Annotated in this window: 22 protein-coding genes; 6 read left to right on the top strand and 16 right to left on the bottom strand. The window is 61.9% G+C overall.

Annotation, left to right across the window (positions count from 1 at the left end):
- The first annotated feature begins 91 nt into the window (after positions 1–91).
- The 3 genes from AB7535_RS10020 to AB7535_RS10010 are packed head-to-tail and all read left to right on the top strand — an operon-like array spanning position 92 to position 2503.
- Positions 92–1687 (top strand): sensor histidine kinase, encoded by a 1596-nt coding sequence (locus AB7535_RS10020; RefSeq protein ID WP_354113003.1) that lies wholly within the window; start codon positions 92–94, stop codon positions 1685–1687.
- Positions 1688–1731: 44 nt separating this feature from the next.
- Complete coding sequence (locus tag AB7535_RS10015) at positions 1732–1935, top strand: DUF1289 domain-containing protein (protein ID WP_028146760.1); 204 nt, start codon at positions 1732–1734, stop codon at positions 1933–1935.
- Between the two features lie 28 nt (positions 1936–1963).
- A complete protein-coding gene (locus AB7535_RS10010; protein ID WP_063984038.1) occupies positions 1964–2503 on the top strand; it encodes a TIGR02281 family clan AA aspartic protease in 540 nt (179 codons plus the stop codon).
- A gap of 113 nt (positions 2504–2616) precedes the next feature.
- On the opposite strand, the gene AB7535_RS10005 is transcribed toward AB7535_RS10010, so the two are convergent.
- Together AB7535_RS10005 and AB7535_RS10000 are read right to left on the bottom strand one after the other, a co-directional pair.
- Positions 2617–2979, bottom strand: coding sequence for a hypothetical protein (locus AB7535_RS10005; protein ID WP_354113004.1), 363 nt, complete (start codon positions 2977–2979; stop codon positions 2617–2619).
- 45 nt (positions 2980–3024) lie between these two features.
- Positions 3025–4488 carry a hypothetical protein gene (locus AB7535_RS10000; RefSeq protein WP_354113005.1) on the bottom strand — a complete coding sequence of 488 codons (1464 nt, stop codon included), beginning with the start codon at positions 4486–4488 and terminating at the stop codon, positions 3025–3027.
- Positions 4489–4976: 488 nt separating this feature from the next.
- On the opposite strand from AB7535_RS10000, the gene AB7535_RS09995 reads away from it, so the two are divergent.
- On the top strand, positions 4977–5645 hold the full coding sequence (locus AB7535_RS09995) for an outer membrane protein (protein ID WP_038943855.1): 669 nt from the start codon (positions 4977–4979) through the stop codon (positions 5643–5645).
- Between the two features lie 52 nt (positions 5646–5697).
- Here the strand turns inward: AB7535_RS09995 and dusA are convergent, their stop codons facing one another.
- Complete coding sequence (gene dusA / locus AB7535_RS09990; protein ID WP_354113006.1) at positions 5698–6693, bottom strand: tRNA dihydrouridine(20/20a) synthase DusA; 996 nt, start codon at positions 6691–6693, stop codon at positions 5698–5700.
- Between the two features lie 134 nt (positions 6694–6827).
- Between dusA and AB7535_RS09985 the strand changes: the two genes are divergently transcribed.
- Positions 6828–7955, top strand: a complete 1128-nt coding sequence (locus tag AB7535_RS09985) for a site-specific integrase (protein ID WP_049826482.1) — start codon at positions 6828–6830, stop codon at positions 7953–7955.
- Between the two features lie 493 nt (positions 7956–8448).
- On the opposite strand, the gene AB7535_RS09980 is transcribed toward AB7535_RS09985, so the two are convergent.
- Entirely contained in the window at positions 8449–8901 is a 453-nt protein-coding gene (locus AB7535_RS09980; protein ID WP_155256144.1) for a hypothetical protein, read from the bottom strand.
- A 452-nt stretch (positions 8902–9353) separates the two neighbouring features.
- Here AB7535_RS09980 and AB7535_RS09975 point away from each other — a divergent pair, with 452 nt between their 5' ends.
- Positions 9354–10766: a sigma-54-dependent transcriptional regulator gene (locus tag AB7535_RS09975; RefSeq protein ID WP_196236581.1), complete on the top strand. Its 1413-nt coding sequence runs from the start codon at positions 9354–9356 to the stop codon at positions 10764–10766.
- On the opposite strand, the gene AB7535_RS09970 is transcribed toward AB7535_RS09975, so the two are convergent.
- The 12 genes from AB7535_RS09970 to AB7535_RS09915 all read right to left on the bottom strand — a co-directional run bounded on the left by AB7535_RS09970 (position 10745) and on the right by AB7535_RS09915 (position 23414).
- A complete protein-coding gene (locus AB7535_RS09970) occupies positions 10745–11512 on the bottom strand; it encodes an amidohydrolase family protein (RefSeq protein WP_354113007.1) in 768 nt (255 codons plus the stop codon). The genes AB7535_RS09975 and AB7535_RS09970 overlap by 22 nt on opposite strands.
- Positions 11513–11573: 61 nt before the next feature.
- Positions 11574–12203, bottom strand: a complete 630-nt coding sequence (locus tag AB7535_RS09965; RefSeq protein ID WP_155256145.1) for a hypothetical protein — start codon at positions 12201–12203, stop codon at positions 11574–11576.
- Between the two features lie 80 nt (positions 12204–12283).
- Entirely contained in the window at positions 12284–13114 is an 831-nt protein-coding gene (locus AB7535_RS09960; RefSeq protein WP_080669658.1) for a peptidoglycan-binding protein, read from the bottom strand.
- Positions 13111–14211 (bottom strand): aminotransferase class I/II-fold pyridoxal phosphate-dependent enzyme, encoded by a 1101-nt coding sequence (locus tag AB7535_RS09955; protein ID WP_049826461.1) that lies wholly within the window; start codon positions 14209–14211, stop codon positions 13111–13113. Before AB7535_RS09955 ends, AB7535_RS09960 begins: the two co-directional genes overlap by 4 nt.
- 15 nt (positions 14212–14226) lie before the next feature.
- On the bottom strand, positions 14227–16359 hold the full coding sequence (locus AB7535_RS09950; protein WP_354113008.1) for a carboxypeptidase-like regulatory domain-containing protein: 2133 nt from the start codon (positions 16357–16359) through the stop codon (positions 14227–14229).
- A 9-nt stretch (positions 16360–16368) separates the two neighbouring features.
- A complete protein-coding gene (locus tag AB7535_RS09945; protein WP_028159853.1) occupies positions 16369–17715 on the bottom strand; it encodes a hypothetical protein in 1347 nt (448 codons plus the stop codon).
- A gap of 6 nt (positions 17716–17721) precedes the next feature.
- A complete protein-coding gene (locus tag AB7535_RS09940) occupies positions 17722–18405 on the bottom strand; it encodes a hypothetical protein (protein WP_028159854.1) in 684 nt (227 codons plus the stop codon).
- A gap of 20 nt (positions 18406–18425) precedes the next feature.
- Positions 18426–19028, bottom strand: a complete 603-nt coding sequence (locus AB7535_RS09935) for a hypothetical protein (RefSeq protein WP_028159855.1) — start codon at positions 19026–19028, stop codon at positions 18426–18428.
- Positions 19029–19451: 423 nt separating this feature from the next.
- Positions 19452–19652, bottom strand: coding sequence for a DUF2274 domain-containing protein (locus AB7535_RS09930; protein WP_441279791.1), 201 nt, complete (start codon positions 19650–19652; stop codon positions 19452–19454).
- 285 nt (positions 19653–19937) lie between these two features.
- Positions 19938–20897 (bottom strand): ArdC family protein, encoded by a 960-nt coding sequence (locus AB7535_RS09925; RefSeq protein WP_028159862.1) that lies wholly within the window; start codon positions 20895–20897, stop codon positions 19938–19940.
- Positions 20898–21738: 841 nt separating this feature from the next.
- The gene (locus tag AB7535_RS09920) at positions 21739–22230 is read right to left on the bottom strand and encodes a GlcG/HbpS family heme-binding protein (RefSeq protein WP_063624861.1); all 492 of its coding nucleotides are present in this window, start codon (positions 22228–22230) and stop codon (positions 21739–21741) included.
- The gene (locus AB7535_RS09915) at positions 22227–23414 is read right to left on the bottom strand and encodes an amidase (protein WP_354113021.1); all 1188 of its coding nucleotides are present in this window, start codon (positions 23412–23414) and stop codon (positions 22227–22229) included. The genes AB7535_RS09920 and AB7535_RS09915 overlap by 4 nt, the downstream gene beginning before the upstream one ends.
- Between the last annotated feature and the right edge of the window lie 6 nt (positions 23415–23420).

The following is a 23420-nucleotide window of genomic DNA, read 5'->3' as shown; positions in this document are numbered from 1 at the left end:
TTAGCTCCTTAAGTCACCTCTTAAGGATTTCTTGCCAGAGATAGACAATGCAGAAGGCCCGCCTTTGCGCGGGCAGGAATGTTGTTGTTCGATGAGTAAACCCGCTGAAAAGCCAGAGGTCGTACAGCTTCCGGCCGAGCCGGTGAGCGCGCCATCGGCGAGCAGCCGCCGGGCTGCGTCGCAGCGGGTACGCGAGGCGCGCGACAAGTTAACGTCGACCAGCGGAACCCGGCCGGCTTTCGACGCCGAGATGCTGCGCCAATATGCCCAGACCCGGCTGTCGGCCTCCTATGTCGTGATGCTGCTGGTGGTCGCCACCGGCGTGCTGTTCGGGCTGTGGATGCAACCGATCCCGGCCGCGGCCTGGACCGCCGGCATGCTCTGTATCCACGCCGCGATGATCCGCAGCTGCCACCGCTTCCTGGCTGAGGCCTCCTCGCCCGCGGCGACACGCGCATGGCGGACGCACTTCGTCGTACTCGACCTGCTCTATGGCCTGTGCTGGATGGCGATCCTGATCCATCCCGTGCTCGACATGGTCACGGAAACGCTGATGATGTTCCTGATGCTGCTGGTGATCGCAGTGTCGAGCATGCTGGCCGCCAATCTGCCGATCGCCGCCCTTGCCGCCACGGCGCCCGTCGCGGTCGCGATGGCGCTGAGCTTTGCAATCACCGGCGCGCTCGACAATTACATCCTGGCGGCGCTCGCGCTCGCAGCCGAAGGCTATTTCGTGCTGCTGGCGCACCGCCTGCACTCCTCGACCTTCGCCACGCTCGAGGCACGCGCCGAGAAGGACGCGTTGATCGGCGAGCTCGAACAGGCCAAGGCGATCTCGGACGAAGCGCGCCACCGCGCCGAATCCGCCAACGTCGCAAAATCACGCTTCCTCGCGCAGATGAGCCACGAGCTGCGCACGCCGCTGAACGCGATCCTCGGCTTCTCCGAGGTGATGAAGAGCGAAATTTTTGGCGCGCACGCGGTGCCGGTCTACAAGGAATATTCCGCCGACATCCATAATTCCGGCGTGCACCTGCTCAACCTCATCAACGAGATCCTCGATCTGTCGCGGATCGAGGCTGGCCGTTACGAGCTCAACGAGGAAGCGGTGTCGCTGGTCGGCATCGTCGCCGACTGCCATCATTTGATGAAGCTGCGCGCCTCGAGCCGCGGCATCACCATCCACGAGGTATTCGAGCAGGCCATGCCGCGGCTCTGGGCCGACGAGCGGGCGATCCGCCAGGTCGTGCTCAACCTGCTCTCCAACTCGATCAAGTTCACCCCGCAAGGCGGCGAGATCTGGCTCAAGGCCGGCTGGACCGCTTCGGGCGGGCAATATCTCTCGGTGAGGGATTCCGGCTCCGGCATCCCCGAGGACGAGATCCCGATCGTGCTCGCCTCGTTCGGCCAGGGCTCCAACTCGATCAAGTCGGCCGAACAGGGCGCAGGGCTCGGCCTGCCCATCGCCAAGAACCTGATCGACCTGCATGGCGGCACATTCACGCTGAAATCGAAGCTGCGCATCGGCACAGAAGTGATCGTCACCTTCCCGCCGGAGCGCGTGATGAGTGCGCTGGCGCCGATGTCGGACGATTCTCCGCCGCTCCAGCCGGACAGTTCCGCTGTGCCCGACGAGAAGCGCCGGCCGCGCCACAAGCCGATCATGAGCGCTGGTACGGGCTCTTAACGAGATGCTTGCAGACATGCCCGACGATCCCCCACTATGGCCACATGAGCAAAGAAACGCCGTGCGTCGCCGTCTGCATGATCGATCCCAAGACGAGGCTGTGCTTCGGCTGCGGCCGGACCTTGCCGGAGATCGCGCGCTGGCACGCCATGGAGAGCACGGAACGGCTCGCGGTGATGGCGCTGTTGCCGGCACGCATGGCGGACGCGGGTTTGCAGCCGATCGCGGGATCGCCGAAACGCGCCTGACCGCCCTGCGTCGCCTCGGAGGCGCGCAATGATCCGCTTCCTGCTCGTTCTCGTCATGCTCGCCGGCACGGCCGGTGCCGTCGTCGCCTATGGCGATCCCGACCGGATCGCGCGCGCGAGCAACAAGGTCTCGCACATGTTTCGCGCGCAGATTGCCTCCCCGGCCCCGGCCGTGCAGATCCAGCGCGGCCAGGGCGGCGAATTCGCGCTACGTGCGAAGATCAACGGCGTCGCCGCACCGATGGTGATCGATACCGGTGCGACCTCCGTGGTCCTGACCTGGGAAACCGCGAAAGCGATCGGACTGCCGCTCGAGATGCTCGAATACGACGTCGATCTCGAAACCGCGGGTGGCCACACCAAGGCAGCCCGCCTTACGCTCGACCGTCTCTCCGTCGGCCACCTCGTCGAAAAGTCGGTGCCGGCCCTCGTCGTGCCGCGCGGGCAGATGAAGACCAATCTGCTCGGCATGAGCTTCCTCGACCGCCTGGAGAGCTGGGGTGTGCGCGCCGACAAGCTGATGCTCACAGGCTACCCGGAATTGCCCGATCGCCGCGCGCTCCGATAATTCGCTTCGCTGCGCGCCTCATGCGCACGATCAAGGCCCAATCAGCCGGGACTGCCTGAGCCGCACAACGCGATCGGCGCTTGTCAGATCGCCCTTGGCCGCTCTGGCGCCAGTCAAACTGACGGCGCCACTCCATCCAGGCAGCCCCGCTTGATCCAGTCCGCGATCTCATCGATATCGGCATCGGCAAAGAAAGAATTCGCGTTGAGCGGCATCCGGCCGAACCGCGCATTCGGGTCGTTTGCATCGAAATCCGGCGTGTCGCCCCGTAGGGCGTGAATCATGATCGAGTTGTCGGGATCGCCAACGACGACGACACGCTGCCCCTTTACCGTGCCGTCGGTAATGAACGTGGTGTGGGTCATCTCGCGCCACCAGCGGCCATGGCCCGACAGGTCCGGGTCTGCGCCCACCTTGGTACAACAGGCGTCCATGAAATTCTGGAAATCTGCATAGGTCGTGATTTTGCCTGCCATGTCCGATCTCCCAACTGCTTCGTCACTTCAATTCGGAACCAGACATCACTGACGTTGAAGCACGCGGGCCAATGCCTGCACCATCGGGTCATTGTCGAGGGCGGTCCTCGCCGGCGACGCAGCCTCATTGGTTTTTCGTGATGCCGTCTTGGCGCTGGCCCCTGCCGATAAGGGCGCCGCAATCCGCCGGAAGGCTGCGGATGCCAGCATTTGCTGCGCTGGGTCGTGTGCATCGAGTGCCATGAACGCGACAAAGTCCCGGCCGAGCTGATTTGACACGGCCTGATGGCATTCCATGCAGCTGGAGCCGTTCCGCTGCTGGTAGGTTTCCATCGTCGTGTTCGCCAGGGTCGAACCAACTCCCAGCGGGAACGGTCCTCCTGCATTGGTCGGACTTGGTGTCCCCGGCGCGCTTGGCCATTGCGTCATGATCAGCATGTAGTTGGCCCAGACCGTTCCCTTGATCTCGGGGAGATTCCAATACGCCTGGTTCATCTGCATCGTATCGGGCTGGATCGGTTGCAGGCGAACGACCTGCATCGGGTCCGGGTTATCGCTTGGAGGATTATCGTCGGAAATCATCTTGGGGGCCGGCGTCGGCGCGAGCCCCGGGGGCGGAGATCCGGAGTTGAACGAGTAAGGAACCTGGGCCGCCCTAGCGTCCGGCTCATCATTTTTGGGTGGAACGTTATCGATGTGCTCGAACGAGCTCCAGATCCATTGCGGCCGGAGCTTCGTCTTGATCACGATATGGAGGCCGACGAGCGCGATGTCCCGCTCGTTGCAAACGATGCTTCCGCCGCGCGTCGTCGCGACCGGATCAAAGACCATGGCTTTGGCGATGTAATAGCGGCTGCGGTCGATCCCATCGTTTGGCTTGAGCACGCGCCAAGCAGCTTTCAGTTCAATTGAACCATCCCGAAACGCCCCGGGTTTCGCTGCAGTGGGCAGGTTCTGCTTGATGTACCATTTGTTGTTGTCATCGACGATTGTATCGAACTGCTCGCGGCTAAAGCGAACCTCGTAGCGGGTGTACATCCGGCCCTGATCAATCAACGGATTGGCAAGGCGGGCCAGCGTGAAGGCGGCCTGATTGAAATCCGCGAAATGGCTGAATGCGCTGAGCGTCTTGGTCTGGTTGGTGACAGCGCCTCCGCACGGGTTCGCGCCGTCGTAGCTGGTCCATGACGCCGGTTTCGGCGCGCCCGGCGCAAAGACCTCGTAGCGCGCCTTGTAGGTCTCCCAGACGCGGGGGCCCGCGTCGCCGAGCTTCTTGGTCCGATCGGGCTGCCCGCGGTTTGGGGCGCCATCCATAGCCGGCCAGTTCAACGCGACGAAGGCGCGCCAGCTGAAATTGTCAAACCGCGGAAACGGATTGCCAGGCGCATCCGGGACATCATCGATGCGGTCTGGCAGCGCCTGCGGCGTCACATCCTGCGCCGACGCATTGCGCGGACCGAAAAATATCGAGACGCTCACCAGAATTACTATGGCCATGAAAATTGGCATCGCTGGTCCCTCATCAAATCGACCCACATGAAGGGCCCGAACCCAACGTCTCCGACGCGAAAACAACCGCGAACGTCACCGCATGAAATGCTGCGAGGGCCGAAGGATCGTCGGACGAGTAAATAACAGATCAATAAACAATCTTAGATTGCAGAACGCATCCTGTCTAATGCTTTATTGTCGCAAACCCTCTCGATCCACCCATCATTGCGATGTCGAGCATGCGCGACGCCAGAGGCATGTCGGCTCGTCATCATGACGGACAGCGGCCGATCTGGCGTCTCGTAAGGCCACCTTTGCGACAGCGCGCTGCGCAACATCGGCGCGGCTGCCGGCCAACCGCCTAACCCGAGCCCCCGCGAACAATCCATCGATGTGGCATTTCCTCTGTTTACAAACCGCCCAGTCGGTTTATAACAATCCCATTCCCGGATCGGGGTTGGACAAGGCTGCTCCGTGAGGTGCGGCCAAGTGGGAGATTGAGAATCATGACTGCCAGAGCCGCCTTACGCCGCACGATGCGCGCCCTGCCCTTTGCCGCGGTGTTCGCCGCGAGCAGCGCCTGCGCTGCCGACCTGTCGCCGCGCTACGCCGCGCCCTCCTCCGCCTACACGGCGCCGCAGCCGGTGTATTCGTGGACAGGTCTCTATGCGGGCTTCAACGCCGGCTACGCAGAGAGCGGCGACGACGCGTTCAATAATCTCGTCGGCATCAGCGGCGGCAAGGTCAAGGGCGCCGTCGGCGGCGTGCAGATCGGCTACAACTACCAGCTCTCGCCGATGTTCGTGGTCGGCATCGAGAATGACTTCGAGGGCGGCGACATCAAGAACCACGACGCGCTCAACAGCGCCGCGGTGAGCATCCCCTGGTACATGACCGGCCGCGCCCGCGCCGGCATCGCGACGATGGATTCACGGCTGCTGTTCTTCGGGACCGCGGGTCTTGCCACCGGCGAGTTGAAGGACGGGCCGATCAACAAGATGAAGATGGGCTGGACCGCGGGCGGCGGCGTCGAATGGGCGTTCCTGCCGAAATGGTCGGCCAAGGCCGAATATCTCTACACCGAGTTCAAGCACGACGATCTGCCGGACTGGAACGCCGCCAAATTCCACACCTTCCGCGTCGGCGTGAACTATCATTTCGATCTGCTCCGCTGAGGCGGATCGACGAGGAGCCGGATTTTGCGATCCGGCTCTTCACCCGCTTGGGCTAGGCCGCGGCCTCCGCCGGAGCGCGCGCACCGACACGCGCGATCGCATCGCGCAGCACGTCCACACCGGCGCCCGGCTTCACCCCCTGCTCGGCAAGATGGCGGCGGAAGGCGCGCGCGCCGGGCACGGCGTGGAACGCCCCGACGAAATGCCGCGTGATCGCATGCAGCCGCGTGCCCCGCGCGAGCTGCTGCTCGATATAGGGCATCATCGCTTCGAGCGCGTCCTGCATCGTCGCATGCGGCGCCGCTTCGCCGAAGATGTCTTGATCGACGGAGAGCAGCCGCCATGGCTCCTGATAGGCGGCGCGGCCGAGCATCACGCCGTCGACGTGCTCGAGATGCGCTTTCGCCTCGTCGATACCGGGGATGCCGCCGTTGATGATGATGGGCACATCAGGCATCGCGCGCTTGAGGCGATAGACGCGGTCGTAGTCGAGCGGCGGGATGTCGCGGTTCTCCTTCGGCGACAGACCGTTGAGCCAGGCCTTGCGGGCATGCACGATCAGCGCATCGCAGCCTGAGGCGACCACTCCGCGCGCAAGCGTATCGAGCGCGACCTCCGGATCCTGATCGTCGATGCCGATGCGGCATTTGACGGTGACGGGAATGGAAACCGCGCCCTTCATCGCGTCGACACATCGCGCCACAAGCTCCGGCTCCGCCATGAGGCAGGCTCCAAAGCGGCCATCCTTCACACGATCTGACGGGCAGCCGACATTGAGGTTGATCTCGTCATAGCCGAACTCTTCGCCGATCCGCGCGGCCTGTGCGAGCTCGCGCGGGTCCGACCCGCCAAGCTGAAGCGCCACCGGATGCTCGACCACGTCGAACCCGAGCAGCCGCTCCCGGTCGCCATGAATGATGGCGCCGGTCGTCAGCATCTCCGTATAGAGCAGCGCCCGCCGCGTCAGGTGACGGTGGAACACCCGGCAATGCCGATCGGTCCAATCCATCATCGGCGCCACAGAAAAGCGATAGTGTTGCGATTTCAATTATTTACCTTATGCTTCAACAGGATGAAACATGAACGTGTGCACTCCAAACTAGTCGAAATTGCACACGTTTGTACCCGCTTTGACCTCTTAGTGCACACGTAGCGCACACGGTTTGGGGAGTGCACACGACCGTGGCCAGCTTCACTCAGTTGCCGTCCGGGAACTGGCGCGTCCAAGTACGCCGCAAGAACCGCTACGTGGCAGAGACCTTTCGTCGGCGCAAGGACGGTGAGGAATGGGCGCTCGATATGGAGTGCAATATTGATCGTAGCGGGTCGCCGAAGCCCCGCGCCGCGGTAAGAGCGAAAACCTTTGGCGATATTATCGATCTCCATGTCGAAGACATGCTCGAGGTTGGCCGCCCTCCCCGTAGATCCAAGGCAGCCGTCATGGAGGCACTGAAGGAGGACCTTGGATCAACGAAGCTTCCTCGGCTCAACCGCGAACGGTTGATCGAATATGGCCGCAAGCGAGCGAAGGAAGGTGCAGGACCAGCTACGCTTGCGATCGACATGTCCTTCATCGGAACCGTGGCAACTCACGCAGCTGCCGTTCACGGCATCGAGGTTTCTGCCGAAGAGGTTCGCCTGGCACGCGTGGCGTTGAAGTATTTAGGTCTCGTTGGAAAGTCCGATGAGCGAGACCGGCGACCAACTCAGGATGAGCTTGACGAGCTCATTGAATACTTCGAATCCAATAATCGGCAAGCCATCCCAATGGGCCGCATCGTCCGATACGCGGTCGCAACGACCATGAGGCAGGAGGAGATTTGCCGGCCCGACTGGCCGGACGTCGACATGAAGAAGCGGATCATATTGATACGAGACCGCAAAGATCCGAGGGAAAAGGATGGCAACGACCAACAAGTGCCACTCCTGAACCTCACAGGCTATGACGCCTGGGAGCTCCTGCTCCAGCAGCGGATCATCACCAGGGGTCTGGGTCGAGTATTCCCGTACAATCACCGTTCAGTGAGCGCGGCATTCACGCGCGCTTGCGACAAGCTGAAGATCGAAGATCTCCATTTCCATGACCTGCGGCACGAAGGCACTAGCCGCCTCTTCGAAGCAGGATTGACGATCGAGAAAGTAGCGCTTGTAACCGGTCATAAAGATTGGCGTACGCTACGGCGATACACAAAGCTAAAACCCGAAGAGCTTCATAAGCTGCAAACCGTGCCTCAGCCGTCACTGGAAGAATTCATGGAAGAGCTTGACGCAGGGACGTCGCATAGCTTCCCTAGCGCCCGTTGTGATTGAAGAACCTTCGATGGCGACTTTCCATCTGGGCAAACCAAACACTATTTTTTGTCGCCTCGCGTTGACACGTCACATACTCATTGATGCGAGTATCGCAACGGTATTCGCTTGTCCGACCGATAAGTTTTCCGACCAAAGCTTATCAGTCAACTAACCGAGCCCCACTCTTTGGGCCTTTACTCTCAATCGATGTCACCTTTGGCACTGGCACCGGACATTGCGCGCGGCCGTGATCGCGACGCTTATTTTCGATTCCGCGACGCCGTCGCCTCTAAATGTCTCACGACGATCATTTCGCACATTGCCACTCGCTTTATACGAGTATCACGTTTTAATCTACGCGTTACTACCTCCGGTTAGTAAGAACTGCTGACCAGAGTTCATGCGTTCGTTGATCCCTTTTTGGCAATCACCTGCCCGCGATATCGTCGCGACATGACGAACAGGTCCATCGCAGCGAAAATCTTAACGTCTCGGATTGCGGAACCCGGGCCTACAAACATAAGCGGAGCTGATTAATCTCATCACTGACCGCGTCGGGTGCTCCGTCTCGGGCCGCATTATGCGCCTGTTGGACGCGCGCCAGGCCCTGATAGATCAACTGCCTGATCTTCAGCTCGCGTTCGTGAGCTTGCCTGGCGGCGGCGCGAGCAGTGTCCGCGTGGCGCTCGGCGGGCACCCGTCCGAAATAGTAGCCGGTCACGGTCCCCAGGAGTCCGAGAGCCAGAGAAAGGATTTCTTTCTGACGATCAAAGGTATCCGCCGTTGTCTTGGCCCCACAATAAACATCCCAGAGGAGAAGTAGAGCGAGGCCCACGATTAGCAGACTGATCACTGTCGTGACGAGTTCGCGAAGAATCTCGCTCCAGTTCTGGCACCTACAAGTACGGACAATCCCGTTCGGGGCTGGCACGGCATCATTCGATGCATTTGGCGGGACCGACATAGTTCCTCCTTGTCGCAAGATGAACGCGGCGGGGTTAGTTCACTTCATCGGACATTTGCGCTGCCCGATCGAACCGTTGAATCATACCATCCGCAATACCCGTATCGGTTGCATATCCACTAATCTACCCGAGTGAGGCGGCGCGTTTGCGTGTTGCTCGAGACGAGGTTCACACGCAGCTGCATTCACACGTGTTGCTGCTGTTGCCCCAGGGAAAAGGAGACTGGCCGGCGAAGTGTCGAGGCTCACTTCTTCATTTGTGATGGAGCCATTCTCGGAATTGGAGTATAGTCGAACGATTTCGCCGACTGCGAGAATTCAAGATAATTGCAGGAACGGCAGCGCTTCTCACAAAATCATGCTGCAGTTCGGACGATTGCGAACTCAGCTGCGGTAGGAAGAAGCGCGTCAGCTGACTACGAGCTAACTCCGCGAACGCCGGGGGCGTGGTTGTGACGCTGTCGATTTGGTTCAAGAGTTTTTCTGGGGAAGCCGCGGTGGCCACAGCGGTCACCAAAAGGCTCGCGCATTTTGGATTGACCGTTCGATCGAACGAATCCTTTTTTCATGACGGCGACTGTTGCCTTGCGGCTGTTTCAGCCGTTGATGCGACCGTGATCGCCGATCTCGAGAAGCTGTCGCGCTCATTCCATGTCGTGGTGCTGTCCGTTCCAAAATCGTTACCTCGGGAGTCGCGATGGCAGCTGCTCCACGCAGGTGTAGCCGACGTCCTTGACTGGACCGATGACCGTATCTTCGCTGAACAGATCGTGGCTCGTGTTCATCGTCACCTGGAAATCGAGCGGCTCGCCAATGACGACTCTATCCGCAATCTACTGGTTGGGGACTCTCCGGCCTGGCGCGAACTGGTGCGAAGGCTAGTGGAAATCGCCAGCTTTTCCGGCGGCACTTTGTTGGTCGTTGGTGAAACCGGAACCGGGAAAGAGCAGATCGCGAGGGCCCTTCACCTCCTCGACAGGCGCGACCATAAGCCCGACCTTGTCATCGTCGATTGCACGACCTTGTCGCCGGAATTGTCGGGCAGCGAGTTGTTTGGTCACGAACGCGGTGCCTTTACCGGGGCGGTTGCCGCGCGCGACGGCGCCTTCGCGCTCGCAGACGGCGGCACATTACTGCTCGATGAGATCGGTGAATTGCCGATGCCGCTGCAGGCTCAGCTGTTGCGTGTCATTCAGGAGCACACCTACAAGCGCGTCGGCGGCAACGTGTGGCACAATACCGAGTTCCGTCTGATATGCGCGACCAACCGAGATCTCGAGCAATGCGTGAGGAATGCTACATTTCGCGCGGATCTTTATTATCGCCTGGCGGACTGGATTTTGCGGCCACCGCCGCTGCGCGAGCGGCGCGAGGATATTCCGTTGCTGGTCCGACACTTTCTCGAGCACGCCGCGAATGGCGGCTCCAAAGTCGAGGTCGACCCGTCGCTTGCCGATTTTCTCCTTTGCCGCGACTACCCGGGCAACGTACGAGACCTCAAGCGGATCGTGATGCGCCTTCACGCGCGTCACGTGGGACCAGGACCAATCACAATTGGTGCGCTGCCGGCCGACGACCGACCCGATGGCGCCACACTTATCGAACCGTGGGCGGAGCCCGGACTTCTGCTGGCTCTCCAGCGTGCGCTGGACCAGGGCATCGCCCTCAAAGAAATCGGCCGGGCCGTCACCAATGTTGCGATACGCATGTCGCTCGCACAGGAGAATGGCAATCTCCAGCGCGCGGCGAAACGCCTGGGCGTAACGGACCGCGCATTGCAGATGCGACGCGCGAGCCATGGCGGCCTTACCTCGGATTTAGCCACCCGCTACGACAACGTCGTTCAGCGCGACGGCGGGGGATGAGCCAGACGTGCTTCTGTGCGTTGATAGCGGAGCACTCGAATCAAGTTGCCTCCGAGAATCGCGGCCTGGTCGCCGGGGTTCAGATTGAGGGCATAGATTTTCGCAATCTCCACTGCCGGGTGCAGCCAGGGCCCATCGGTGCCGAACAGAACCTTGCGGGCACCTGCCCGCCTCACGGCTTGCTCAAGGATATCAAAGCGGCGCACGCCTGCGGTGTCCGTGAAGATATTCGGGTGGCGTACCAGATGATCGACGAACGCGGTCTGTGCGTGCCAGTCGTCCGCGAAGCTTCCGAGGTGCGGGATGATAAAGGCAACATCGGGATATTCCTCGGCCAGCATTTCCGCCACGGACACCTCGCCCATCACATCATAGAGGATTGGCACGCGATAGCGGCGCGCGGCTTCGCAAATTTCGCGCGTGATCCGGCCGTCGTGTCGGTGGACCTTGATGCCTACGAGCCCGAGATCGGTGACGGCCTCGCGGACCATGGCATCGACGCGCCCCTTGTCGGCGAGCGGATGAAGAAAGGCGAAGCCGAGAAGCCGTTGGGGATTGCGAGCAACGATTCGGGCGACCTCTCGGTTGGCACGAAGATAGCCCTCCGAGAACGCGGCAAATATGACGGTCCGATCGATACCCGCGGCGCGCGCGCGCTTGAGATATTCGTCGAGCGGGGCGGCCGTGTCGGCCGGTTGGGTGAGCCCATCGCCTTTTCCGGCGTGACAATGGCAGTCGATGATCATGGCGCGCCCCGTCTTTCACCCTCGGATCCTTCTGACCGCTCGCGGGCTCCGGCGGCTCCGCTCAGACGCCATCGAGCACAATCGTGTTGCCGCGGCGCCACCAGCGGCCGCCTCCTGTTGAGGCAGGAAGCAATGTCTGTTCGCTTAGCGTGGGAAGTGTTGCACTTGGAATGTTGCGACGAACCGCCGACGCCAGGGCCGCCCGCGCGGCCACTTCCGGCGACGCGGCTCCGAGCGTCTGGGTTAGATTCAGGATTGCGCTACTGAGGACGCGGACAATTCGGCGCGCCTTCTCGATGTTGGCTTGTGCGGGATCCATACCCGTGTATTCCAGTTCGAGCGCGTCGGCGGCCGCGCGGCCAAGCGCTCCCCCGATCATGGTGCCGACTCCGGGGATCGGAATGAACGAGCCGAGAGCTCTTCCGGCAATCGGAAGGGCAACCTTGGCCAGTGACCTCAGCGCTGGCAACGCGATCCTGCCGACCGACTTGAGGCCGCGGCCGATGCTCTTTGCGAGGTTGCCGAGGAACTGCTCCATCTCATATTCGTTGTTGACGGAGAGCAGCTCCGTGGCGAGCTCCAGCTCCTCCTGTTCGGACATTTCACCGCTCTCGAACGATTCGTATTCGAGCTCGAACTCGCCTGTCCTTCCAGACATGCAGTTTGGACATGTGCAACTTACCGGATGCATGGTCGCCTCCATCGTTGGATACAGGTCGTCAGTTTCTGCAATTGTCTCGACGCGATTTGCACTGTCGCCGGAGCAAGCCGTCAGAGCCTGCTCAATTGGATAAACTCCAGTTCGGTGGTCCTGTTCAGCCGAAGGCTGTTGTTCTTGTGGTACCTATTGATCGCAGCCTCGATGCTGCGAATCTGCTCGCTGGTCTTGCCCGGCATTCGGCAGAGTACGAGCCGATGGTTTTTGGTCTCCATGCCGAAATGCGAGAGGCACCACAGGTGCTGGATGATGCGTCGACGAAGATCGGTCGCCATACCGGTGTAGAACCGTCCATCGGCGGCAAAGAAGCGATAGAGCCCAGGGACCGGTGGTCGTCCAAGTGCCTTGAGGACAAACCGGATGGGCAGCGCTTTGCTCCGCGACAGTGCGGCATCCACCGCTAGAACATCGTCGCCCGATCCGGTCTCCCGTTCGAACTCGGGTTGTTCGCTTTCGGAGCCGGCTCCTACGCGCCGCAGGGCCGCTTCGGTGTCCGGACCGATATAGCCGCTCGCGGGCAGCTGGTTGTTGCGCTGAAACTCTCGGATCGCATCGCGCACGGCCGGGGACATGACGCCATCCATCGGGAGGGTCCCGCCAATCGCGCGATTGAGCGTAGCTTGCAGCCAGCGGACATATTCCGGCGATCCGGCCGATGGCGGCGGCTCGGGCTCCGCCTGCGGTTCTGCGGCGCTGTCGGGCGCCGCTCCTCCCCATCCGCCGTAAATCGATGGGGTGCGTAGAATGCGTCGCTTTCGGAATGACGGCCACGGCTTGGAAACTGGACGTCGCGACATGCTCCGCACGCCGCGAGCGGATCGCGCCCCGGCCTCAAGCTCGTGCCGGAAGGGTTCGACCTCGAACATTTCGGCTGTCATACTCATGCGGCCTCCACTCTCTGATGATAAGCCCGCGAGGCTGCGTCCATGGCACGGGCAAGCCCCGCCGCGGCGCGGGAAATGTTGGCAGTCGTGTGGCGCGCTGTGATCAACAAGGTAAGACTCGGCAGGCCGCCCAGGCACGATCTGGTCACGAGCCCGTAGATGCAGCCTTCGTCCAGGGACGCGAGCACCGCTTTGGCCACGCGAAGGGACGGCATCGCGATTGCCTGCACGGGAATCGGTAGCTCGCTGCGCGACTGCAGGCCCAGTTTCTCCAGCTCCTTCCGCAATTGCTCCACGAGACGCACGACGCGCGCGCGCCGCCCCTCCCCCTGCGCTCGATTGATGGTGACCGCGTTTTGCCCCGCTGCGACATCCGCTGCCGACGCCGCGCTTGTATGGATGCGTGTCTGCCCTTCGCGCGCAAGCTGCTTCATGATTGTCGACGCGCCGCTCACGATCGCGAACGGTGCGCCGAACGCCTTGGCGAGCGATGCTCCCACGATCGTGGCCTGAGAGCGAAGGCCATACCACGCGAGTGTTCCGCCACCGCCGATGCCGAGCGGCGCTATCGGCGAAGGCTCGCGTCCGAGCACGCCAATTGCCTGGGTGTCATCGATCACGAGACGCCCGCCGGCGTCGGCGGCAAGACGCGCAAGCGCGGGCAATTGCGCCGGCCGGCCGCAGGACGGGCAGAGGCCGTCGACCACGATCAGCGGCCGTTGCCCCGCGCGTCGCGCCTGTCGCACGCGCCGTTCCAGCGCAATCAGATCACGATGTGGGAAAGTCTCGATCGGAATTCCATTGACTGCCGCGCCATCCGCGCCCCAGCGCGCGATCGGATAAGATGCCCCGTCGAACAAGATCAGCGTGCCCTTTGGGGCTGCGACCTGGAACAAATCCCGAAACAGATGCAACGTCGATGGATACAGAAGGCCGGCTTCACCGCCGATGAGCCGCGTCAATTCCTGCGCCAACGCTCGGCCACCAGCCGACTCTGCGAGCGCGGCTGGACGACCAAGGGTCAATGCTTCCCAGGGCGGGAGCGAGGCGCTCGGATGGGCGAATCCGAGATACAGCGCCGAGGTGAAGTCCGGCATGGCACATCCCCGGCATTAGACTCTTTGACGCTGCTCTGACAAGCGCTTCACGAGATGCACCGATGGCATCGTGGTGTCGATCCGCGCATTGGTAACATCGACAGAGAGATCGACTCCGGTAACCGAGCGGTAGGCGTGAAGGTATCCCTGGACTTGCGGGCGCCAGTATCGCGCCCAGTTCACCGCACTCACCGGTTCGTAGATGCTGTTCCAGTTGCCATAGCGAACCCCGAGGACGATCTCCTCGCCGAAAATCGCCAGGTTGCGGAAATGCAGCACGCTGGTGTCGGTCCAGCCCTGCAGCTTCTTCATGGCATCGACCCGATCCATCCACGGCTCCGGGTAGGCGACCATGATCCGCGTCGGAATGAACTCGCGGAATTCCGGGCGCGCCAGGATCCACTGTAGCATCAGCATCTCGATGCGCGCGGTCGACGGCAGGTCGCCGAACTGGTTGTGCGCGCCCTGCGACAGGATTAAGTGCGCCTCCTTGAGCGCGTTGAGCACCGGGAATCCGTCGGCCACCATCGTGGTGTCGTCGTCCCGCTTGTAGAAGGCCGCAAGCGTACTCAGGAGCGTGTGGAACGCTTCCAGAAACTTCGACCGGCTGTCCGCCGTGCGCGCATTGTTGACCGCCTTGCCGGCCAGCCGCAGCCCATATTGGTGATCGTACTCGTAATTGCGGCGGACCACGCTCAGCCGATGCTGCTCATCCTGTATCCAACCCCAGATCAAGTTGTTCAACGGCCGCAGCGGATCGACCTCGAGATTGGCGAGCGGATCGTTTGGCAGCGGACCTCGCATGTTCTGGAACCGACGGGTGATTGCGTTGATCGTCTGGACCAGCATGCCCTCCTCGTTCCAGTACGACCAGATCAGCTCATGCAGGCACGGGCAGGTGAGTTTCTCCCGCAGGACGCCGTAACAGGCGGCTACAGGATCGCTGCCGGTACCATGGGGCGGCCATGTGCTCTTGTTGCGAAGCCGCAAGTCGCCGATATCCGAGTTCTTGAGTCTTTCATCCACGAGCTTGGCCCGTATCACCGCCAGGTACGGAAGAAACCCGTCCGGCTTGGTGTAGTCGGTGAGCAACGCCATAGGATCCGTTGTCAGATCGACGGCGACGTGATCCGCGATATACGACGCCTCGTCCGTCTCAAGGTCGTAGATACAGCAATTGGCCATCACGAATGCTTCGGTGGCCGCCTTGATGTTTCGATAGCCGTCGGTATCGGTGAACGGCAGGAAGCGTCTGCGGTCGAGCTGAGCCAGCTTCGAACTATAAGACGTCGTGAGAGCGCTGTCGTTTCTTCCATCGCCGCAAAATATCCAGTTCATGAAGTCCATGTAGCGATCGAACGAGAGGGCATCGGAAGCCCGGCGGATCATGGACGAAAGCGCGAGATCACTGGTTTGGGAGCTGGCGGAGCGCTTCAAGGAAATGGAAAGGTCGCCTTGCACAGACGTGATGGGCGGCGGCTTAACAGATGGCGCGAGGACTCCTGGACGAGACTGTAGACTGGTCAGAGCCGGAGCCGAACCGGTGGATGCAGCCCCGAGCAGGTACGCAAATTGCGATGCTGTGGGAAGCACAGCAGCATAATACTCATGATCTTGGACGCTCGCTCCTGGCGGCGGAGGCGCAGGGCTGACTGTTGCGCCGCTCGCGAAAACGGCGACCGTCGTCACGGGGCTACCGGAGGGCCAGGTGACTCTGAACCACGTCGGTTTCCCGAAGTGCAGGTTGCAGAGACTACCTTCCGCGTAATCAGCTCGACAATGCGTCTCTGAGACGGCGACCTTGAACCCCGCCAGTTGCGGCACTTGCACCGTCGCTTCGATCGTGTCGTCTCCGCAGATGTGGAATGGAGTCGACGAGACTTCTTTTCCTCCTGCGAACGTTGCGCGCGCCTGGTAGGTTCCTGCTGGCAGGGGAGTGCTGTAACGTCCGTCACTATCTGTCGTCCCTTTGCTAATGCATTCTCCCTGGGGTGGTTTCTTGGAGACTCTGCTGGGGGATGGTCCGGTGGCATCGGCCGCCCCGTCGGCGATCTTGAAGATCTCAACATCCGCCTCGACCAGCGCGAAGGGAAAGGAGTCGACGGTGCCGAGCACGTAAATGATCACGTTTCCTTGTTTCTCGCTCATCTCATCCTCCTAGTGGATGGTCAGACTGTGGGATTGGTGTTGACGGGCGGCCGCACGCGATTGCCGCAAACGCCCGCTCATCAGGGCGCATTCGTAGCTGGTGTCGAGCACCGTCTTGAGCGCCCAGAATGTGAGCAGCTTGCCGATCAGCACACTCTCGTCTTCGGGCGAAAGACGGCCGTCGGCGCGCGCCTGTCCGAGCACTGCGAAGACCAGCGTCGGGCGTGCGCGATACATTTCAGCCGGCGCCTCGGACCATGCTGAGAACAATCGCGTGAGTTCGGTCGGAGCACGGCTCGAAACCGTCAATACTTCCGGCAGTGTGCGGCCGCGGAGCTTGGCGGGACGGTGGCCCGCAAGCAGCGCGACGAATGCCGGCATGAGTGCTTCGAGGCGCTCGAATAGCGCCCCGCGTTCAGGATCGAGCCCCTTGCGAGGATAAAGCTCCTCCCAAAGCGCCGCGAGACGCGCCCATTGCGGATCCGGGTAGAGCGCCTGTCCCATCGCCGCGCTGAGCTTGACGCGCAGCCATGGCGAAGGGTGAGGATCGTTGAGATCGACGCGGAAGACGAACGCACGCGGCAGGCTGACGACGCCGATGAGTCCGAGTGTCGCGATGACGCCGACGCACGCGACCGACCAGAAATCCGCGACGATCTCGGAAATCCAGCGCTCCCATACCGCCCACATGTCGCGATTGGCAGTGTCCGTGCGTTGCAATCCCTGCAGCGCGCCCCGAAGCGACGGTACGAGATCGAGCAGGGCGGCGCCCTGATGGCCCACCTCGTGGATAAGTGAAGCTGCAATCCCGCTCCCCACCATGCGCTCGCGGGGCACCTTGATGAGGGCAACCGGATTCCAGTAGCCCCCCGGAAGTCGCGTGCGAGCGCGCCGAATGGCTGCTCCCGGGCCGCGGTCGAGATAGCAGATGATCGGCGGCAACTCGTAGAATTGACCAGGCATGCTGAGAGCATCAGCGGCGACGATGTCGAGACCGGAGAGCCACGTTCCGTTGTCCTGTTCGCTCCTCTGCGTAATCGCGTCGCTGAACATGTCGAACTCGTTGAGCACAGCGTGAAACCGCAAGCGCAGAATCGCGAGACGGCGCTGTGCCTGTTCGGCCGTTGCAACCGATTTCGATCTTCCAAGCCAGGCGAGGAAGCCGCGGATGAGACGCCGCAGCTCTCGCCGCCCTTCGACCATGGCCTGCTCGATCGCCGATTGCGCATTTGGATAAAGGCTGGCTGCCGGAACCATCGGCTCGAGCAACGCGAAAGGCTTGATGCGATCGAGGCGAGTCATGAGCGCGCGAGCCTCTTCTTCGAGCAACCGGGCGGCGAGCGGAACGATGGTCATGACGCCTCACACCCCGAACAGCACGATCTGGTGGCCGCGACGCAGCCAGCGGCCCGACTTTGGTCGATGTCCCATAAGGGGCGCTGCCATACCCACGACACCGCCCGTGCCTGGACTCCAACCGACGAGGCCGGGAGCAAATTTGCGAGCGGCCGCAAGCGCTGCACTTTGTGCGGCAAGGCGTGGATCGGCGCCGGCCGCAGCAGCGGCGGCAGCCTGCCGGGCAGTGTTGGAGGCCAGGCGAACGAACTGCCGCGCGCCGGCGAATTCTAATTCCTCGCTCTCGCCGAATTCCTGCTCGAGTCCGATCGCCTTGCCCGCGGCGTTGGCCAGTCCGTTGCCGATCTTTGCACCGAGCGGTCCGCCGATGTAGCCGCCGAGCGCCGCTCCCGCCATCGGCAGGGCCTTCCTGGCAACGCTCTTGAGCACGCCCCCGATCGCCTGACCGATGGGCGACTTGGCAATCTGGCCTACCGTGCTCACGGCGCGCCTGATGAAACTTCCGAGAAACTGCTCGAGCTCCTGCTCGTTGTTCACGGCCAGAAGCTCGTGCGCGAGCTGGATCTCCTCTTGCTCGCTCATCTCGCCAGCCATCGCTCCTAACTCGAACTCCTGGAGCTCGAATTCCTCCTGCTGGAATGGACCCGCCTCTTGGCTGTATTCGAGCTGCGTGCGATCGATGTCGTGCATGGTGATCTCCTCAGTTGGCATCATACGAAGGTACGACGAACGGCCCGACGCAATCTGAAGCCGGGATAGTTCGGTTTGACTGTGCCGATCAGGCCTGGTGCGTAGCGGCGCGCGGCAGTCCGCTCGGCGAAGGCCGCGACGACAGCGGGGCTGTGCCCAGGACGCGCTCTAGCCGCAACGCGCGCAGCTTCCAGCGCAAACCGCACGAAGAGACGCGCGGTCTCGAATTCCTGATCCTCACCGCTCAAGCCCTCGAGTTCGGCGCCGAAGATGCGTTCGGCGCTTTCGGCCGCCAATTCGGCTTGACTGCCAGGCAGAATGATTTCGTGAGTGCTCAGTAGTCCCCGGATCGCCGACGCCTTGGGAACAAGACGTGTGCCAAGAGCGCGAGCAAGTTGATCGCGGATCGGATTTCCGGCTTTGATACTCCCATATCGGATCAGTCGATCTATCAGCACGCCAAGTTCGGTAGGATTGCCTGCGTCCAGAAATGCGCTCGCAAGCTCGAGCTCGGCAAATTCCGCTGATCCGACTGTAGGCCGGCGCTGGATAGCGCCGAAGAGCAGCGCTTCGCCTTCAGTGCCATAACCTTCTGGGTTGTAATCAATGAGCCGGCGGTTCATGCGCGCGCTCCAACTTGCCCATGGTCAGCTGGCGACCTATCTTTGTGGATAGTGGAGCAAGCGGCGTGCCAGATCGGAGTGAATGAAATACTGCGGCTTTCGGCAGTGAGAGGCGAAGCGAATTTCGCGCGCGGCAAGAAAGATCGTGTTTTGGCGAAACCGGATTCGCTTATGAAGCGTGCTCGGTGCGGGGTTCGATCCCTTGTGCGCCCACCATAGATTTCAATGGGTTACTCCCAGTGGCACGTTCCCAGAATTCTGACTCACGGCACCCTGACAGCACAGACCCATCCGGTGCAGCGATTGTCACCGCAAGAAGTCTGAACTTGAAGAGTTGCTGCAGGAACTTGAAAATGGAGCCACGAGCGTCAGATCGGCGCTTGCATTCCTCGAGCGTCGGGCTCGTCATTCAACGAACGGCAACTAGGCATCACTCTTAATTCGCTTGAAGGCTTTATCCCTATCAAGAAATGCCTCGAGGATGAACGGTATCAAGTCGGCCACCTCCTCCCTGTTGCCGTAGGTTTCCGCATAGAAGTTGGCATACTCTCGTAGCCTCACCGCATGCGGTTCGGGAAACGCCTTGAAGGGATCAACCATGGCCGGCTCCATGATGCGCTGCACGCGCTCTGCTTGGACCCTCCAATAGGCTGAGTCGTCAGAATCGCTTCCGGCTAAATTTCCACCTCGCCCGATTGACTCCAAGGCGACTCGGACACCGAAGAATTCGGGCGCAAATTGCGTCCTTGCGCCCGAATCGAGAGCGTCAAGGGCCGGTAAACAAAGGGTTAATCATCTCGCAGGCGCGGGCCAGAGAGAGCGATTTTTCAACGTCGTAATGGCCGATCGGAAACGCCATGTAGCGCGGCACACAGGCGGCGGCCGCACGCGGCTCATCGAGGGCGCGGCTCAGGGCGCCCTCGCCTTCGCTGCGGCCGCTCGGTTGTCTTCGCTGAACGTGAGCAGAAAATCGGCGGCCTTGGAGGCTTTGCTTGCGGCCCGAAAAATTGCGCGGCTGTCGTTGCGGAGCACGTCCAGCCATGAACCGAGATAGTCGGCATGCCGGACCGTCGGCTTGATGGAGAGCGCGGCGCAGACAAAGGCGGCGGTCAACTCGGCGACCAATTCCTCATGGGCGTAAGGTTTCGAGCCGAATGCACCCGTGAGGTCGCGGTTCAACCGGTTGGGATGGCCGGTCCAGTGTCCGAGTTCATGAAAGAGCGTCCGATAGAAGTTGATCTGCTCGAAGAATGCCGGCTGTGGCGGGATGTGAACGGTATCTGCCAGCGGCAGATAGAATGCGTCCGCGCCGCCGATGCGGATATCGGCAAGCGTTGCCTTGGCGAGCGCCTCGGCCTGCGGCACGAGCTGCCGCTCGGGCAATTCGGGTGATGCGAGGCTGAGATCGGCCGGCAATTGTTCGCACTGATCCAGATTGAAAACCGTGTAGCGGCGCAGGAAGGGAATACTTGCCTCACCCTCCTCCGCCTGCCCCTCTGTGCCTCGGCGCGCAGGATCATGCGCGCGCTTGGGAACGAAGCGGTCGGCATAACAGACCGTCGTGCCATGCTCTCCTTTGCGTACGGTGCCGCCGAGGGCTGATGCCTGATTGAAGGTGAGCCACCTTTGAGAGGTGAGGCCGCATTCAAACATCTTGCCCCACAGGATGAGGATATTGATCCCGGAATAGGGATTGCCGGTCGCGGCATTGCTGGGCAAGGCAAACGCCTTGCTCTCACCACTCGCGCCCCACGGTCGCGCCCATGGGAAGGTGCCGGCCTCCAGGTCGGCGATGATGTGCGAGGTGATTTCTTCGTAAAGGCTCGGTTTTGTCGTCGTCGTGCAATCAAGCTTGCGACCCTTGGTCATGATGATCTCCGTCTCTTCTTCCGCAACCTGCCCCCGGAAGGCGGGGTGGGCGGCGAAGAGCGACCGGAAAGCCCCGAAACACTTGAGGTGGGCCGCACCGGAACGGCCGGAGCGCGAGCGGAGGACCGCGCCATGAACATGATCGTTATTGGGGAACAGAGACGAGCGCGGTTGCGGCTCACCGGTTCGGGGCTATGCGGGAGCGCCGCCCACCTCGCCTTCGGGGGCTAAAACAAGCGCCGGCCGCTTGCGGCCGGCTTCATCAAAGAGCGTCTCCGGCGACAATTCTGCTGTGTTGATTATCGCATCAGGTCACTCGTCAGATTTGGAGATATCGGACGACGATTCCATCATGGTCCTACGCCAGGGATCGAAGCCGGCAGGCCGAGACCGAAAGGGCTCGGTTCACGAGAGCGCGGCCCGCAAGCATCAGCTTGCGGGTGGCGCCGACCGGGGCTTGTCATCACAGCAATGTCCGCTGCTCCGAAACCGGTACGAAAAGCAATGATTTCAGATGGCACGTGAAGGATAGAGGAAAGGCATGCACGAAGTGGAGAGAACGCAACGAGGTCAGCTTTGCATTGAACAGCAGTCGGCCGCGCGATCGATGAAGAAGACGATGGCGAACTCTTGCCGCCAACCGATCATCAGCTCAAGGCACCAATCTGAACACGAAAGAAGCCATTCACTTCCGCCATCTGGGGAAAATCTTACGCTACGTATCGTTGGGCGGATCGCCGCTCTTGCCCCATTGCGGGCATTGCTCGACCGAACCCCGCAATCACTCTTGCCCCTCTTCCGACCCTTGGCTGGGTCGTCGTGCGCAAACCGTCCGCTGGCTTCAAATCCTCGGCTGAGGAGTTGGCCCCCTGATGATCCCGGTATCTTCCGCGCCCATCGGCTTGAAATCGACGCACATGTCGGCTCCCGGGATTGCGGCCGCACCGGCCCGGGCGACAGCGAGATCCTGCGTGCCTGATCCGGAGCCCGCCGCCACTGCGCCAAGGATGAAGCCATCGACGCGGATCGGGAGACCACCGATCAGATTGGTCCAGCGATTTTCATGCGCGAGAGTGACCTGGATTTCCACGTCTGCGTGAGCGCCGCCGGTCGGCGAGCCAGACAGCGCCGACGTCCGTGCCTTGTTGATGGACGAGGTCACGCTAAGTCCCTTCGAGCCGTCCATGCGCCCGAACGCCAGCAGATTGCCGCCGGTATCCACCACCGCGATGCACATCGGCTGTCCAATGCGGGTCGCCTCGCCGATTGCCGCGTTGAGCACCTTGAGCGCGCCTTCGAGGGTCAGCGTCCGTACTTCCTTGATGTCGGTCATGCCAGTCCAATCGAGAATTCCCGCGCCAGGGTGCGCGCTGCTGCGACCAATGCCGCATCGCCGCCGCGCCAGCCAATGAGGGACAGCCCGACCGGAATAGAGCCGGATGTAGCGACGGGCAGGCTGACCTGTGGAAGGCCCGTCAGGCCCGCGATACCGGTCAGGTCGACAATCCGCTGTACTGCCGCGCGAATGTCCGACAGGCGCGCGTCGCGGCCTATCGGCAGAATGGGCGAGGTCGGCAGGCACAGCATGCGGCGCCTCTCGAGCAAATCGTTGAGCCGCTTCGATGCGCACTCGCGGAAAGCCTTGGCGGCCGAGAGGTCACTCGATTCAATGCGGCCTTCGTCGGCAAACGCGCCGGCTACCTCCGACGAGAAGCGCGGGTTCACGCGATCGATCCAATCCCGAAACGTGGCGTGGAATTCACACTTCTGCAGGATGCGCTGGTGGCGCGCCCAGTCGAGGAGCGCGCCTTCGGTCAATGGCGACGCGGTGATCGCCACTGCATCGCGCATCCGATCAACAACCGGCTGCAAGGCGCGCCTTACCGGCTCGTCGGCGATGGCAAAACAGTCGGCCGCAACGACGATCTCGCTGGGCAAGACATCGGGCGCCTGCTCTCCGAGCAGCACCGCGCCGACCCGGCCGAAAGTCAGGGCATCGCGAGTGAAATAGCCAACGGTATCGAATGATGGCGCCTGGGGCATCATGCCGGCGATGGAGATACGACCATGAGTCGGACGCAGGCCGTAAATTCCGCAGAAACTCGCGGGGATGCGCACTGAGCCGCCGGAGTCGGTACCCAAGGCAAAATCAGCCAGGCCGCCGGCAACAGCGGACGCGGAGCCGCTCGACGAGCCGCCCGGTACACGGTCCGGCGCGCGCGGGTTCAGCGGCGTGCCGTAGAACTTGTTGATGCCAAGCAGCCCGAGCGAGATCTCGTCGGTGATGGTCTTGCCCGTCAGCGAGGCGCCGGCGCCCAGCAGAGCGTCGACGGCCCAGGCGTCGGCCTTTGCGATCTCGTGGGTGGCAGCCCAGTCCGGATTGCCGCAGCCGGTCACGCCGCCTGCAACATCGAACAGGTCCTTGACCGCGAAGCTCAAGCCCGAAAGTGGCCCTGAGCCGTGCGGCGCCCGTTGGATGATGGGGCCTGGAACGAAAGCGCCGAGCGTGTCTTGCACGGTGTT

Source organism: Bradyrhizobium sp. 956_D2_N1_4, assembly GCF_052076025.1.
Lineage (GTDB): Bacteria > Pseudomonadota > Alphaproteobacteria > Rhizobiales > Xanthobacteraceae > Bradyrhizobium > Bradyrhizobium barranii.
This window is presented reverse-complemented; position numbering and strand designations above follow the sequence as displayed.